We start from the raw sequence: 14,585 nt of genomic DNA on the forward strand, positions 1-14,585 counted from the left end.
ATAAAAGTGCTAATAATATCCATATGGAACTAAATGCAATCGAGAGCTACAACGACATAGCTTCACACGACCTCCAGCACAGCACCACAGAACACATCGTCTCCCTCCTCAACACCGGACTTGACGGTATCGTGCACGTCCCTCGGTGGCTCACCGAGGAAGAAGACGTCCCGACGGTCGGACCCGACGACAACCTCGTAGTCGGCGATATCGCAGACCACAGCGAGAAGTCAATCCGCATCACCACCGCCAACGACAACGAGCACTACCTCCCCAAGTCGCAAGTCACGGTGTTCGTACGCGGTAGCGAACGCATCGACTCCCCGCAGCAGGGACTCACCGACTACGGAGGTGAACAGCGATGAAGACAGTCTACGTAGTCGTGCTTGACATCGGAAATGGGAGCCTAGTTAAGGGCGCGTTTGCGGACAAAAAAGAAGCAGAGGCATGTGCGTTTCAGGCAGCGAAATCCTCAAATAAGGGATGTGATGACGACCTCGAAATAGTCAATGACCCAAGTCCCCCAAAAGGAGTAACACAAGTCAAGACAGCTAGCCCGGCTACCTACGCGACGGTCAAAGCGTACGACCTCGACTTCTAACCCCGTAACTGAACGGGGGTTCTGTTGCACCCTGTAACGTGCGTCGGTTCTTTTTTAACCGTGACTATGAAACTGGGTAAATATTATAAGTCTCCCTGTCGTATCTAGGGATGCAGTTACCCCAGAAACCCGTCGTAACCACAACGGTCGATCCTCACTGTGTGTCGTCGCACACAGGCAACTGTCCCGCGATCAATGGGGTCATTTTCGACCCCGCGCCCTTGAATTCCCTAGCTGTAGTAGTGTCGTACACCCCCTGTGTCGTTTTCTGGAACTGCTGGTAAGGCGCGTAGCAACGTTCGAGTCAGCAGTTACCCCTTGTGCCTTGTTACCAAAGCACAATGGGTAAGATGCGTCGGTAGCCCTCAACGCTGTTGTTTACTCTCATTATGAATTTGGATAAACATTATACGCCCCGGTATCGTAACTAGGGATGCAGTTACCCCGAAAACACCCGTAACGGTTGCTCCTCACTGTGTGACCTACCACACAGGAAACTGTGCTGTCAACGATGGGGTCTCTTTTGACCCCTCCCTGTCCCTTACTTCCGAAACACCCCATGTCCTTGTGAGGGGTGAGTCGAGAACCCCGAAGTGCCGATTCGATGCGTCTCAGTACCCTGTTCGACCGTTTCCCCACAGCCTTAAACTCATAAAAGTATTAACTATATCCGTATGTATATAACAGATGAGGAGTTGCGAGAAGTACAGGAAAAAGACACGCATGAAGCCGTTCGAACGCTCATATCGGAGTACGACGCGGTGCTTTTCGAACTGCTTCGAAATGACCGCCGAGTTGACCTCAAGCTGCATGACGCGCTGCTCGAAGCCATCGTTCAGGATGCAGTCGAGGAGCTGTCGATGGACTCCATCAGGGAGATCAAGAGCGTGGATGACCCCGAGGTGTCGGTTTCTGTCGAGGTGAACTTCGATGAATCTTGAACTTTGTATTGAATATGCACGCCATCGTCGGGAAAATCAAAAACTGCACAAGGAGAGAGTCGAGATGATATCGGCAGTCCGTACGCTAGACATCGAGGACAGCGAGTATGTAATGGACGCCGTGTACGATGACACATTTGACAAACTCGACCAGAGAAGGACTGAGAACATCGAAAACATCGAAAACACAAGAGAGCAGATGTCGATGGGAGAGCTCATTCTCGGGAAAATGATGCTCCATTCCGGGGTGTGGGTGTGGTTCTGACACTTTTGTGAGGTCTGGTGCAGTATGGGTAGTTGCTGATTCGCTGTCGGAGAACCCTGTTTCTTTCACTGAGTTGGGTCGATTAGGTGCGTCGAGACAGTAAATACGGGTTATTTTCGATTATTTACTTGCTGGTGAGAAGGTTTATTGTCGTGAAAACTCTATATAGAGGTAAGTACGACACGCCGAACCGGTCGGTGTTCGTGCCCTCCACTATGGAACAGAAATACACAATTGTTGACCTGTACTGCGGCGCTGGTGGCGTCGGGCTCGCCCTTGACGACATCAGCACCGAATACGAAATCGACATCGAACACATAGGAATCGACATCGAAGACCACCATGACACATATCCCGGAAACTTCGTGCAAGGGGACTGCAGCGACCCAGAATGGCTCGACGCCATGCTCCCCAACGACATTGACCTTCTGTGGCTCTCCCCACCGTGCACCGCGTACAGCACACTCAGCTACGCGAACAAGCACGAACTCGGGTTCGACGATCCGCGCGACCACTACCCGACCATAGACGACCTCAACGTCCACGAAGTTATCGACCGCCTCGACCCGGACGAATACATCATCGAAAACGTGGCGACCTGTGAAGACCTCCGGGAACCGGCGAAGCTGAACGGGCTCGCGTTCGACGAACCCTACGACCTCGAACGACACTTCGAGACATCCTTCGATGCCCCGAACAACGTTGTGACGGGCGAACCGTCAGTTCCGCTGACAACAGTGTCGGACGATTCACAATCGCAGTCGGCGAAACCGATTGCCCGCGCGAAAGGCGTTCCCGAAGATTGGGGGTCGCAGGTAATTCGCTCCGCTATCCCGCGGTCCTACGTGCAGTACCTGCTGCACTACTGCCCAGTCGTCGATGTGCCACTACCGACTGCTGCAGCACCGAAACAGACGCTGTGGAGCGACTACACGGCACGCGGACACCCCCTGCGTGACATCTTAACGATTGCCCGACGGGCAGTTCGCGGGGTGGGTATCTAATGCAGATTGAACCGTTCACTGACGACGATGGGTACCGCTGCTGGCTCTCGGAGACCGAACAAGACCAGCTCACCAGTCACTACCACACGGAACCGAAGAAGCGACTCGCCATCGAGCTGATGCTCGATGGGCTGCGCAGCGAGGAAGTGCCGAGGGTTGCGACGCGGGACTTCCGGCGGCTCGACGCCGACGAGGAAGCATACAAACTCCGCGTCAGGGAGGGCAAAACCGGGTGGAGAGAGTGTCCGGTGAGCAACGATACCCACACCCTCGCGCAGACGCTGAAGAACGCGAGCGGCACAACGAAAGAAGATCCGCTCGTGGACGTGTCCTCGCGAACCGTGCAGCGGTGGGTGTCGAGCGCGGCAGAAGCACTCGCCGACAGCACAGGGAACACTGATTGGCACCACGTCACCGCGCACGACCTGCGACGCACATGGGCGACGACGACCTACTACGGGCTGTCAGCGCCGTACGCACTGGACGTAATCATGCAGTGGGGCGGGTGGACCGACGGCGACACCTTCCGAAACAACTACCTCGGCAAGGAACCGGATGACCTCGCAGTGTCGATGATGGACGAAGCCGGACTCCGATAGTTCCCGCCCCGAGTTGTCTTGAAGAACACGCCTTTCTCCCACCCCGGTAGAGAACGTTGGAACACTCCCGGGTGCAGGTAAGAGACGAAGGGTGACTCCGGCTAGACGTCGAGTTGCTGTTGACCGCCCAGCGTGAACGTCAGATAGTCCCCCTCGATCCCCTCGAAGGACTTGTCGAGCTCATCCTGAATGTCGTCCGTCTCCATCAGCGCTCGGATAATCTTACAGAACTTCTGAATCTCACTCATCGTGAGCGTCTCACCGATACGGTTCTGAATCCACTTCTTCGCCACCTGCCGGTCACCAATCTCGTACTCCCACACATCCTTCGGGACCGGATGGAAGTACTGGTCTGAGTTGATGTAGAACCGCTCTTCCTCCTCGTCGTAATGCCGGTAGTACTCCCCCGTACTCTCCGACACCTCGTTCTCCCCGTCACCATCACCGTCACTGTGTAGCTGCACGCCCGGCGAGTCGAGGTTCGGGTGCGAGAGCGTGTGGAGCTTCACCAAGTCCTCGCCGTGCTCGGCGTACTCGCTGAACAGCGACTCATCCTCCGGGAACGGGATTTTCGGGAAGTCCGTCTCCATGAACTCGGAGTACTTCAGCCGGTACGACCGAGCGTACAGCACTGTGTACGTGTAGTAGAACACCTCCTCCGGCGTGACATCACGGTCGTACGCGTCCGAAAGCTGCGACACCAACCGCGGGTTCACGTTGCTCTGCCGGTCGGGGTCGCTCAGCTCCGTGTACGTCTCGTCCGGCGCGCCAGGATACAGATACAGCGGGAACTGGTAGTTCACCTCCTTCGTCGAAACCCCGTGGTGAGTCATCAGCCCGTCCGTCGCGAACGCGTGGTCGAACGGCGTACGCTCAGTTCGACGCGGCACGGAAATGCTGACGTTCTCTCCCGCGAGCATATGCTTCGAGAGCCGGTCAGCACGCCGATGCACGGCAACGTGCTCGTCGTAGACGGTGTACTCCTTATCGAACGGTGAGGTCTGTATCTCGACGAGTTTATCCTCCCAGTTCGCGCCTCTGAGGTGGTCTTTCGCCTCGTCGTACAGCCACTGGTCTTGACTACACAGGTTGAAGTACTCTCTCGCTTTTTCCTCGCTATCGGTATCGAGGAGCTGCCTGACTTTCTCCTTCTGCCGCTCCTCCGTCAGCGAAATAGCGAACTCGTTGTGCGTGGTGACGATCCCCGGCGCGGGGTCACCGTACTCGGAGAAGATTTTCGGCACCTCCACCCAGTCGTGGTACGTCGAAGCGAGTTCCTGGTCACGAGGAACGAACAGGTAGTGGGGTTCCTGCGGCGAGACCTCCTCCCAGTCCACGTCGGTGAAGTCACCACTCTGGAGCGCCTCGAACTTCTCCTCGCGAGTCCCCCAGAGGTCACTGTGGTAGACGTCGGCGTACTCGCCGTCGGTATCCCGCCCATCCTTCACGAAGATGCTGATGGCGACGCCCTGCCGGATGTCGAACACGTTCTTGTCCCGCCCACCATCCGGGGGTTCCTCACGACGATTGGAGTTCCCGTGCAGGTCCATCACGTAGATTTCGTCGAACTCCTGCAGGAGCTGCTCGCGCATCCCCATGAACGTCGGGTTGTCGATGTACGCGTGGTTGGTGATGTACGCGAGCGTGCCTTCCTCCCTGTCAGAGAGCTTCCACTGCGCCCAGCGAATGAACTTCACGTAGTCGTCCTGCAGCCACTTCGCCTGCCCACGCTTTTGCAGCTCGGGATACCCATCCTTGTAGTCGTCCACCAGCCCTTCAATCCAGTCGCCCTGGTTCTCCGAGTGCCCCGAGTACGGCGGGTTCCCCAGAACTGCCAGAATCTCCTCGGTTTCCTTCACCTCGTTCGCATCCTCCGCCTCATCGGCGAGCGAGGACGCGTACGGCAGGTTCGTCTGCTCGATATCCCCGTGTTCGAGCGTGTTCGTGAGGTACAACTGCACGCGGTCGTCGTCGCCCAACTCGTACCCCTCCTCCTCCAGCAGAATAGCCATCTTCAGATGCCCGATAGTGTAGGCTGCGACGAGCAGTTCGAACGCGTAGAAGTCCTCCAGCACGTGGTCAGACAACAGCGCCGAAACCGCACCATCACCGTACTTTTCCGAAATCTCCTGTGCGGCGAGAGTCGTCGCAGCAGCCGGGAACGCCATCGTTCCCGCAGCCGGGTCGAGTATCGTCACGTCATCCTCAGCAAGCCCGTCACCGCGTTCGAGCTTCTCCTTCAGCACGGTGTTCACCGAGCGAGTAATCCACGACACCACGGGTTCAGGCGTGTAGTACACGCCTTTCTGCTGCCGGGTGTTCGGGTCGTACTCTTCGAGGAACGTCTCGTAGAAGTGCACGAGCGGGTTCGACTCAGCACGATCTTCGTAGAAATCCCCGAGAATCTCCCCAACGTCGGTCCCAGAGAGGATGTGCACCACATCATCGACGACCCACTCAATCTCGTCCGGGAGGTCTGACGTCGAGATGAAGTCGAAGATATCCTTCAGAATCCCGATAGTGCTGGGTATCGCGTCCGCAGCGTTGGTTCGAGAGAAATCCCCGGACACGCGAGTTCGCGCAGCGAGCAACCCGTACGTGATGGTCTGGCTGTAGATGTCAGCGAACTCTTCCTCGCTGAGGTCCGGCATCAGGTACTCCTCGAACGCTTCGTAGAACCCGAGCACCTGCCCTTCCTGCTCGACCTGCTGGTGCTCCAGTTCCTGCAGCACCACACCCCGCATGAACGATGTTCGCTTCGCGAGTTCTTTTGCGAGCCCCTGCGCGGACTCGATTTCCGTGTGCGTGTGCGAAAAGAACTTCTCCAACAGGTCGTCGAGGTCGTCGGTGTTCACCGCGTCAGACGCATCGCCGAACTCGGGGATTTCGGGCGGGTCGGCGACCTCGGCTTCGGCGATCTGCTCCCCGTTTCGGTACAGGCGGAACTCCACGAAGTTTGTGAGGATGACGTTCTCGAACGTTCCTCGGTAGCGAGTCAGTTGCTCGGTTTCCTCGATGGCGTCGAGCGAACGCCCGCTGGGGAGTTTCGCCTCGATGTACCCGGTTACTTCGTTGGTGCCGTTCCACACCCGGAAGTCCGGGTTCCCACCTTTAGTCGAGGATGGCAGGGTTGTGACCTGCACGTCGTCTCTGTCGTTCTCGTCGGCGTGTGCTTCGAGGAGGTCGCTGAGGTCTGAGTAGAAGGTCTCCTCGCGGTAGTCCCCCATGCTCGCGGTGTCTTGGAGGGCGTCGAGGTACCGTTGTACGTCGGTCATTACTGACGACACCAGTCGGTAAGGTGAAAAGTGTTATGACGAACTGTGGAAGTGGTTGATTTACTGACTATAGATTCAGTGAGTTCCGCCACTCGGCGAACCAGTTACCAGATAACAACGAACATAGTAGAGCGAATCAAACACCCGCACATAATGGACGAATGGACACCGAGTAAAGACGCCGACGCCATCAACGGGACGAAATCCCGCAAGGACATCGAGGGCGCTGACGACACTCTCGGTGCAATCTTCCCCACCAAACCGGGCGGTATCGAATTCCTCCGAGAAAACAACGCGTGGGGATTCGTAAACCTGAATCGAGAGCCAGAGTTCGTTCTAATATACGTCTCGGGGTCAACGAAAGCGGTTCGCTACTTCGCACGAGTGCAGGACATAGTTCCTGCAGACGTTGCTACCCTTACACGACCAGCGGAAAGCTATCCACAATACGACCCATCGAAGAGTGTCGTTGTTTTCGAACCGGGAACCCTGCAGGAGTTGACTCCCGAAATACAGTACCGAGAGAAAACCCCCTACTCACTGCGATACACAACACTTGGGAACGTCCGCGACGCCACGGGCACGGATGACCTATTCTAACAACTACTCTCCCGGCGACCGAGTGCGTATCGACATCCCCGACGAGACTGACCCGGACCACGACCGCTACCACGGCAGAGAAGGCGTCATCGAGGAGATCCGTACGGACGACGCGGCGAAGGAGACGGGTCGTGCTATCGATAGTATCGAGTATCTCGTTGAGCTCGACGATGGTGCTGGTAAGACTGAGGAGATGTGGTTCCGCGGCAGAGACGTTCGCCCACGATAACTCGGATGTGGTGTGGTACACCACGCCACATTTAAAAATCAACACCGCCAACCGACCGCAATGACCGACGAGGAGCCCGAGGACAGCACTTCTACTGACGACGTAGACCCGGCATTCGCGACGACGAAAATCGCCAAAGCAGTCGCAGACGCACAGGCGAATGCACTCGAAAAACAACTCTCTCCCATCGTCGAGCTCATCGCGAAACACCAGCGACAGAGAATAGCGCAAACGATGTCACCCATCATCGAAATGCAGCAAAAACAACTCCGTCGCTCGATGAAGCCGGTGCTCGACGCACACCGCCTCGGGCTGCACGACATGATGAACCCGGGGCTGTCTGGCGTGATGCAGGCATTAGTAGAGGCTCAACGACAGCCACTGAACGACCTCGCTGCTACCCTCTCACAGCTCCCGGAACTCGAACCAGAACTCGCCTCGACAACGGCTACAGTGGCGTCGGCGACGGCAACGCCATCAACCTCGAAACGACCTCACCACGACACTACGTGGGACCCAGACACCACCCCGACACACCCCACGTCTAAAGCCCGAACCCAGGGGATTGACCCGGTTGACGCTTTCAGCGCCTCACTAATCGCCTATACTTCTGTCCCGAACTATTCCGAACTTGATGAGCGTGAGCAGCAGGCTATCGCCTTCGTCATCGGTGGGGTGCTCACTTTCGGCGTCGGGTTCCTTTTGCTTGAACCTGTGACAGCAACGATGGTTGGTCTAGGTGGTGGGAGAGCAGCATCGATATTGGAGGCTGGACGGGTTGGTCGCCAAGACCGACTCACCGACGACTAACCCACATAGCTGAATCTTCTCACACCCTCGTCAATCACCCGCATACAAATTCGTATCATCCCCCAATCCTTGGGACGAATACGGGCGGAATCGACGCACTGAGACTAAGGCAGGTTCAACGATTAGCCGTCGAAACCCACGAGATCCCTCTCAGAAAACGATATATGAAAAACGCATACCGTCTTGTACAGCAATCTGAGCGCTAACTGACCCGAACAGCACGCGAAACCCACCAGTCTACCTTTTCTAAGCGACTAAGAAATGTTCGTGAGAATGGTAGATTATACGAACTTGTGTATGCCAACTATTCACAGGGGGTCAAACACCGGTGAATCTCACACGATCAGGCACCGAAACCCGTCAACAACATCGTATAGACGATGGCGACGATGGAGACGTGACGACGACGAACAGCACCGCAGTTAGGTATCGAGGAACGGAAAAGGTCCCGAGAACCACTCGGGAACGCGTCGCACCCGGGACACCATCGTCCCTTACCCCACAGTAATGCCTCCGCGTACTTAAGCACACGGGAGTGAATTAAACCCATCACTAATGAACAAGTTTGTTCATCACTCCACAAATCGTGAAAAGTCGAGGGAACCACCCTCGGACACGTCGCACCAAACAACACCCAACGGGTGTCACGACAATATCTGCGCTCGCGACGCATAAAACATTCGAACGCACACACCGCAGAGAACCCTCTGCCGCCGCCGCTGACGACCGCACCGAACCGCACCGCACCGCAGCTAGGAATCGAGACCCGAGACTGACTGATGGGGGTCGAAACACCCTCGGTCAGCAAAACCGCAAGACTGCGTCGGGATAAATTAGAGTGACCGAGGTGACTGAGGGTAAATCCGAAATTGTAGAGTTTATGAGAAAATAGTTATCGCTCTCACAAAATGAAGAAAATTGCGTTTACCCTCGGTCACCTCGGTCAGGGGTGCTTTTCTTCGCTGCTCATTTCATTTGCCAAATCCTTAAACGTATGTCTCCAGTATGAATGAGTAACGACGCGCCCCCGACAAACCATCGGGACTCGGTCCGCGCGTCGCACCAAACAGTATGTCCGAAACACCCACCGGGGACAGTGATACGTCTCCAACGACAGACGAACAGCAATCAACTAACGCAGGCGGTAGCGGTATCGTCGGGTCGGAAATTATCGACGACGACGTCGAGACCGACCCCGACGAGGTCGATGCGGAATTCGGCGGAGTCACCGACCCCTTCACCGACACCGAAGACGACGACTCCACCGACGACTCCGGCAGTCGTGGCGAGGAAGACAGCGAACTCGTCGAAGCCATCGAGGATATCATCGACAGCGACGGTCCGAAAGAAGCCGGGTCGATAGCGTTCCGAATCAACCGACGAAACCTAGATGTTGAGGATGAACGGATTCTGGAAGTTATCGAATCCGAGTTCAAGCGAGACGACCACGGTCGCGTCAGCGAGCGGAAGAACGGGATGGACCGCGCGGTCGAGGATAGCGGGAACGCCGGTATTCGGTCGTGGGAAGACCTGAAGAGTGACTTGTCGGATGCGGACCCGAAGGCTGCGCGGAAGATGGTCGCGGACAAGATGGATCACGAGTTCGACTTCATTCATGTCAAGAACGAGGAACGGGAGATGCGTGATTTCCGTGCGTACAACCCGAATGAGGGCGTGTACGTGTGGGATGGTGAGGCGTTTGCGAATCGCATGATGGATCACCATCTCGACGGGTTCGCGTCAACGACGGATATGAATGAGGTGGTGGCGAAGTTGAAGCTGCGGAACGAGGTCGCGCTGGGCGAGGTGAACAATCCTGATGGGGTGAAGGTCGCGGTCGAGAATGGCGTGCTCGACGTCGAAGAGCGCACGCTCGAACCGCACAGCCCGGAGTTCCTGTTCACGAGAAAGCTGAACGCGGAGTGGCAACCGGACGTGGACACGTCCGAAGTTCGCGAGTTCATTCGCGACATCACCGACGGTGAGTCTGATGCGAAAGTGCTGGAGGAGATGTTCGGGGACACGCTGTCGCCGGACTACAAGCGTGATTGGTTCGGACTGATTTACGGTGATGGGGCGAATGGGAAGTCGGTCGCGTTGAACTGTCTTGAAGCCGTTCTCGGGGAGAACAACACGTCGAACGAGTCGCTGCAGGGTATCGCTGAAGGACGATGGGCGGCGGCGCAACTGATTGGCGGGTACGGCATGCTGGCGAACATCGACCCGGACATCAGCGCGAAGAAAATCACCGATGATTCGATGCTGAAGTCGCTGACGGGCGGGGATTCCGTGCCAGCGGAGTACAAGGGTATCGACAAGTTCGCGGCGACGAACACGGCGAAAATGCTGTTCGCAGCGAACAAGGCGCCGATGTTCTCGGGTGACGGTGAGAACCTTGAACGGCGCTTGAAGCCGCTGCACCTGCCGTACATCTACCGCGACGAGGACGATATGGACGAGGCTGATGAGGCAGACCCGTACATCAAGGAGCGAGACTACACCATCGAGCAGCGGTTGACGACCGACGAGAATCGCGCTGCGTGGCTGTCGGTGATGGTTGATTCGTGGCACCGACTGGAGGAGGATGGCTGGTCGTATGAGCAGTCGCAGCAGGAGCTGTGGGACCAGTATCAGGCTGAGGCAGACACTATCTGGTCGTTCCTGACGGAGTGTGTGGAGTCGAGTTACGGGACGCGGTTCGACGACGATACGCCGGTGCACCTGACGGTGGATGAGCTGCATCAGATGTGTGCTGACTATCATCGTGAGCGTGGGGAGACGTTGGAGATGTCGGCGGCGCAGTTCGCGCGCCAGATCAACAAGATGGGCGTGCATGAGATGATTAGTTTTGAGTCGCGGAAGACGGGGCAGAAGCGTTCGCGGAAGTGGCTGCACCCGACCGAGACAGGGTTCCAGCACGCGACTCGCGACACCGTGCAGCGGTTTGTCGCTGAGTGCGATGAGATTGATGTTCCGGCGCGCGAAGACGACGGCGACAGCGGCGGTGAAGGCGGGTCGTCAGACCCCGAAAATGAGTCGCTGTCGCGGGTGGAGCAGCTGTACAGCGAGATAGAGAGTTGGGAGGGTGAGGATGCTGTGCTGGAGGCGACCCCGGCGAAGTTGCTGGCGCACACGGACATCGATTGGGCGGATGCGGCGGAGCTGCAGGGTGCGCTGACGGTGTTGGCGGAGCGAGATCGAGTCGAGCAGGGAGATGATGATGTGTACCGCCCAGCAGGGGGTGATGGCGAATGAGCGCCCCTGCGACTTCCTGCGGCGACGACCGCGATGCTGCAGGTGAGACGTTCGTGGTCGCGTTCGATGCGTTTGACAGTGATGTTGGTCAGAAGATTCTGAAGCGAGGGTACACGTCGTTGCGAGATGCGGAGGCGGAGGCGTACAGGCTTGCTGTGGAATGCTGCAATGACCCTGATAACGTGGAGATTTCGGAGAGGTACTTGATAGAGACGAAGGTGGAAAACGAGTATGGGGAGTACTTGGTGGCGAGTGAGGAGGTGGTACGATGAGCGTCGAGAACGTTCGTGGTGGCGACGATGGTGTGGGTCGGGAGCGTGATCCGGATGAACTGGCTGAGGCGCGTCACGACCCGGATATGGCGGTGTACGACTACACTGACCAGACTGTCGTGCGCCTGCCACCGTGCGAGCCGGGACCGCAGCAGGGAGCTGTCGTGTTCGAGTTCGAGCGCGACGGCGGGGAGTGGGTGTTTGACCATGTCGTGGTGTTGCGGCGGCGGGGGTGGCGGGGGTCGTGGACTTCGGTTGCGCCATCGATACAGCCAGCGCACGAATACGAGGGGCAGGCGTTGTTGCATGTGGGTAACGGGATGGGGTTCGATGCGCGTGATCTGGAGGATAAGCAGCGCGAGCGGCGTGAGAAGAATCAGCAGGGTGAGGAGGAGCAGTCGGTGGTGGAGCGGACGGAGCAGTCGGGGTTGGAGGAGTTCTAGCTGCGGTGCTGTTCTTTTGAGTTGCCGAAGTGTTTTATTCACCCGGATAGTAACGAAAGTTGCCCCGTGAGGGGCGTTGTGTGAACTTCAATTCGGAGACACTGCGTCTTCGTTGAGTTGTTGTCTGCATGGTTTGGTTTCATTTCGGGGCGGGTGTTTTACCCGCCCACTTTCTGTGTTTGTTCAAGTCAGTCCCCACAGGCATTTATATCGCTGTGCGTTATCAGTAACTAGTCCATACCTTACAGGTTCGCGTTGACGCTAGCCCTCCAATCGCTAGCCGGCAACCGGTCAGGTATGGCGAAAAGCTTCGAATCAATACATGACTGTCAATAATTTCGACGCAGAAGACGTGCTACCCAGTATTATCTGGATAGCTAGTGGCATCGCATCAATGGGGATCGGCGACCTCACACTCTTGAACACGAACCTGACGGACTCGGCGGTGACGATGGGCGCAACGACCCTGTCGTTCGCGCTGTTCTTCGGGATTTTCAGTGGGGCAGCCATCCTCTACACGAACAAAAAGTACGACTTCCGAAGCTGGGACAACGACGAAATCGGGGTCGCTGGAGGACTCCTCGGCGTGATGGTCGGTGTCGAGACCATCCCCGGACTCAACAGCTTCGTGACGTCCAATTCGCTCATCGGGCTCGCCGGCGTTATCCTGCTCTCCGTCGGGATCTGGTGGCTCGCGTACAAACGGTGATTCTTCTATGAAGGGTCATCGTATCGTTGCGTTCCTGTTCGCGGTCGCGCTGGTGGTGTCGCCGCCAGCCGGTATTGTCGGGACAGCGTCTGCGACGCACGACTGCGACGGGCTGGATAACCTAGTTGCGGCGGTCAGCGCCGGTGTGATGGCATCGAGCGAGTGGGTGACCGGCGCGGGCGCCGAAGACGGGGTTAATTACGACAAATGCGGCAGAAACCACACCGCGCACGTAGTCGAGGATATCGAGAAGAGCGATGGGAATCAGACGCATCTGGATATCTATCAGGGCGCTGTGGCGCAGGCATCCCTCGCCCAGAGCTATCATGATGTTCAAACGAACGTGATGAACCGGTACGGGTCTCTCGTGTGGTCTGATGGGATGGCTGCGTACGCGGAATGTTACGAAGCAGGTCGGACGAAGGCGCACTGTGAGGCGGAGATGCGCAGCACGATTGCCGATAAAATCGCGTTCAAACAGCGAAATATCGTCGAAGAGAGCGACAAGCACGTTGCGGCGCTCGACGCGCTCCGGAACCGTTCCGAGATGGAGGAAGACCTGACTTCGAACGGAGTGTTCGGTAAGGACGATGCGTTTGCGTACCAGTACCCGGCGAACGCGTCCGAATCCGATGCGGTCGGGAAAGCGGGCGTCCACCAGACCGTCGTGCACTACGACGTACAGTTGGCTAACGGGTCCACACAGGAGGCTGACTACATCGTGGCCATTGACCCGCGGTCTGGCGCGAATTATCAGCAGTATCTCGGTGCAGCGCCAGAATCGATGGTCAACGGGCAAGATACGGACCAAATACCCGCTGTTCCGATGGTTGTCGCGCCGCCGAACGACAACTACGACTACCGAGATGTGTACGACCCCGACAAGTACCACTCCAAGCTGACCGAACTCAAGAAGACGAACAGTCGGCTGCAAGACAACGTCGGGAAGTTCTCGAACTCGACGTGGGACGCGCTGGAGTCCGGCAAAATCGACGCGTCTGACCTTATCACGCACGGAAAAATGGTCAGCGACTACTCCAGCAAATACAGCGAAACAGGATACTACGTGCACGCGGTCGCGGCACTGTCGCAGTTAGGTCTGGAGACGCCGAATCTGAACGAGACGGCGCACATGACCATCCGGTATGACGACGCGAAACACACCGGACTGTTGCTGTCTGACACGGCGCCGAGCAACGGGTCGTGGGTCGTCGGCGAGACGTACAACGCGTCGGAAATCGACGGACTGCAGATGTTCGTGACGCAGCAAGGCACGAAAATCGAACTTAGCGGTGAGTTCGAGCTGGCTGCGGCGCAGGGTCCGGATGGCGACGAGAAATCGACGGTCGAGACGCGCAAGACGAACTACGTGACGACCGACGCGACCGAGGTCAAGAAGGTTATTGAGCGGACGGAGGTGACTCGGAAGGTCATTGAGACGCGTGAGCCGGACGGGACAGGGGTTGTGCCGTCCGGGGATGACCTGCCGGTCGATTGGCGCGTGCTTGCTGGTGGTATTGTGGCACTGATTATCGTAGTGTACTTGCTGCGGTCAGCGATTACTGCGAAAATCAAGTACTAA

At 57.2% G+C, this 14,585-nt stretch carries 15 protein-coding genes; 14 read left to right on the top strand and 1 reads right to left on the bottom strand.

The window, feature by feature from the left end:
- The first annotated feature begins 23 nt into the window (after nt 1-23).
- The 6 genes from B4589_RS09780 to B4589_RS09805 all read left to right on the top strand — a co-directional run bounded on the left by B4589_RS09780 (nt 24) and on the right by B4589_RS09805 (nt 3,410).
- On the top strand, nt 24-365 hold the full coding sequence (locus B4589_RS09780; protein WP_079234092.1) for a hypothetical protein: 342 nt from the start codon (nt 24-26) through the stop codon (nt 363-365).
- Nucleotides 362-601 (top strand): hypothetical protein, encoded by a 240-nt coding sequence (locus B4589_RS09785; protein ID WP_143414310.1) that lies wholly within the window; start codon nt 362-364, stop codon nt 599-601. Before B4589_RS09780 ends, B4589_RS09785 begins: the two co-directional genes overlap by 4 nt.
- Nucleotides 602-1,275: 674 nt before the next feature.
- Nucleotides 1,276-1,542, top strand: a complete 267-nt coding sequence (locus tag B4589_RS09790) for a hypothetical protein (RefSeq protein ID WP_079234093.1) — start codon at nt 1,276-1,278, stop codon at nt 1,540-1,542.
- Nucleotides 1,532-1,807 (top strand): hypothetical protein, encoded by a 276-nt coding sequence (locus tag B4589_RS09795; protein ID WP_143414311.1) that lies wholly within the window; start codon nt 1,532-1,534, stop codon nt 1,805-1,807. Before B4589_RS09790 ends, B4589_RS09795 begins: the two co-directional genes overlap by 11 nt.
- 86 nt (nt 1,808-1,893) lie before the next feature.
- Nucleotides 1,894-2,811 carry a DNA cytosine methyltransferase gene (locus tag B4589_RS09800; RefSeq protein WP_079234095.1) on the top strand — a complete coding sequence of 306 codons (918 nt, stop codon included), beginning with the start codon at nt 1,894-1,896 and terminating at the stop codon, nt 2,809-2,811.
- Entirely contained in the window at nt 2,811-3,410 is a 600-nt protein-coding gene (locus tag B4589_RS09805) for a site-specific integrase (protein ID WP_079234096.1), read from the top strand. Before B4589_RS09800 ends, B4589_RS09805 begins: the two co-directional genes overlap by 1 nt.
- Nucleotides 3,411-3,511: 101 nt before the next feature.
- On the opposite strand, the gene B4589_RS09810 is transcribed toward B4589_RS09805, so the two are convergent.
- Nucleotides 3,512-6,685 (bottom strand): type ISP restriction/modification enzyme, encoded by a 3,174-nt coding sequence (locus B4589_RS09810; RefSeq protein ID WP_255246069.1) that lies wholly within the window; start codon nt 6,683-6,685, stop codon nt 3,512-3,514.
- A 153-nt stretch (nt 6,686-6,838) separates the two neighbouring features.
- On the opposite strand from B4589_RS09810, the gene B4589_RS09815 reads away from it, so the two are divergent.
- The 8 genes from B4589_RS09815 (at nt 6,839) to B4589_RS09850 (ending at nt 14,585) form a co-directional block, all read left to right on the top strand.
- Nucleotides 6,839-7,285: a hypothetical protein gene (locus tag B4589_RS09815; RefSeq protein WP_143414312.1), complete on the top strand. Its 447-nt coding sequence runs from the start codon at nt 6,839-6,841 to the stop codon at nt 7,283-7,285.
- On the top strand, nt 7,272-7,514 hold the full coding sequence (locus tag B4589_RS09820) for a hypothetical protein (protein WP_079234097.1): 243 nt from the start codon (nt 7,272-7,274) through the stop codon (nt 7,512-7,514). Before B4589_RS09815 ends, B4589_RS09820 begins: the two co-directional genes overlap by 14 nt.
- A gap of 60 nt (nt 7,515-7,574) precedes the next feature.
- Nucleotides 7,575-8,324 carry a hypothetical protein gene (locus B4589_RS09825; protein ID WP_079234098.1) on the top strand — a complete coding sequence of 250 codons (750 nt, stop codon included), beginning with the start codon at nt 7,575-7,577 and terminating at the stop codon, nt 8,322-8,324.
- A gap of 1,071 nt (nt 8,325-9,395) precedes the next feature.
- Nucleotides 9,396-11,579, top strand: a complete 2,184-nt coding sequence (locus B4589_RS09830) for a phage/plasmid primase, P4 family (protein ID WP_079234099.1) — start codon at nt 9,396-9,398, stop codon at nt 11,577-11,579.
- Nucleotides 11,576-11,851 carry a hypothetical protein gene (locus B4589_RS09835; RefSeq protein WP_079234100.1) on the top strand — a complete coding sequence of 92 codons (276 nt, stop codon included), beginning with the start codon at nt 11,576-11,578 and terminating at the stop codon, nt 11,849-11,851. The genes B4589_RS09830 and B4589_RS09835 overlap by 4 nt, the downstream gene beginning before the upstream one ends.
- Nucleotides 11,848-12,294, top strand: coding sequence for a hypothetical protein (locus B4589_RS09840; RefSeq protein ID WP_079234101.1), 447 nt, complete (start codon nt 11,848-11,850; stop codon nt 12,292-12,294). Before B4589_RS09835 ends, B4589_RS09840 begins: the two co-directional genes overlap by 4 nt.
- Before the next feature lie 394 nt (nt 12,295-12,688).
- The gene (locus B4589_RS09845; RefSeq protein ID WP_079234102.1) at nt 12,689-13,003 is read left to right on the top strand and encodes a hypothetical protein; all 315 of its coding nucleotides are present in this window, start codon (nt 12,689-12,691) and stop codon (nt 13,001-13,003) included.
- Nucleotides 13,004-13,010: 7 nt separating this feature from the next.
- Complete coding sequence (locus tag B4589_RS09850; RefSeq protein WP_079234103.1) at nt 13,011-14,585, top strand: hypothetical protein; 1,575 nt, start codon at nt 13,011-13,013, stop codon at nt 14,583-14,585.

Origin of the sequence: Halolamina sp. CBA1230 (assembly GCF_002025255.2) — an archaeon.
Lineage (GTDB): Archaea > Halobacteriota > Halobacteria > Halobacteriales > Haloferacaceae > Halolamina.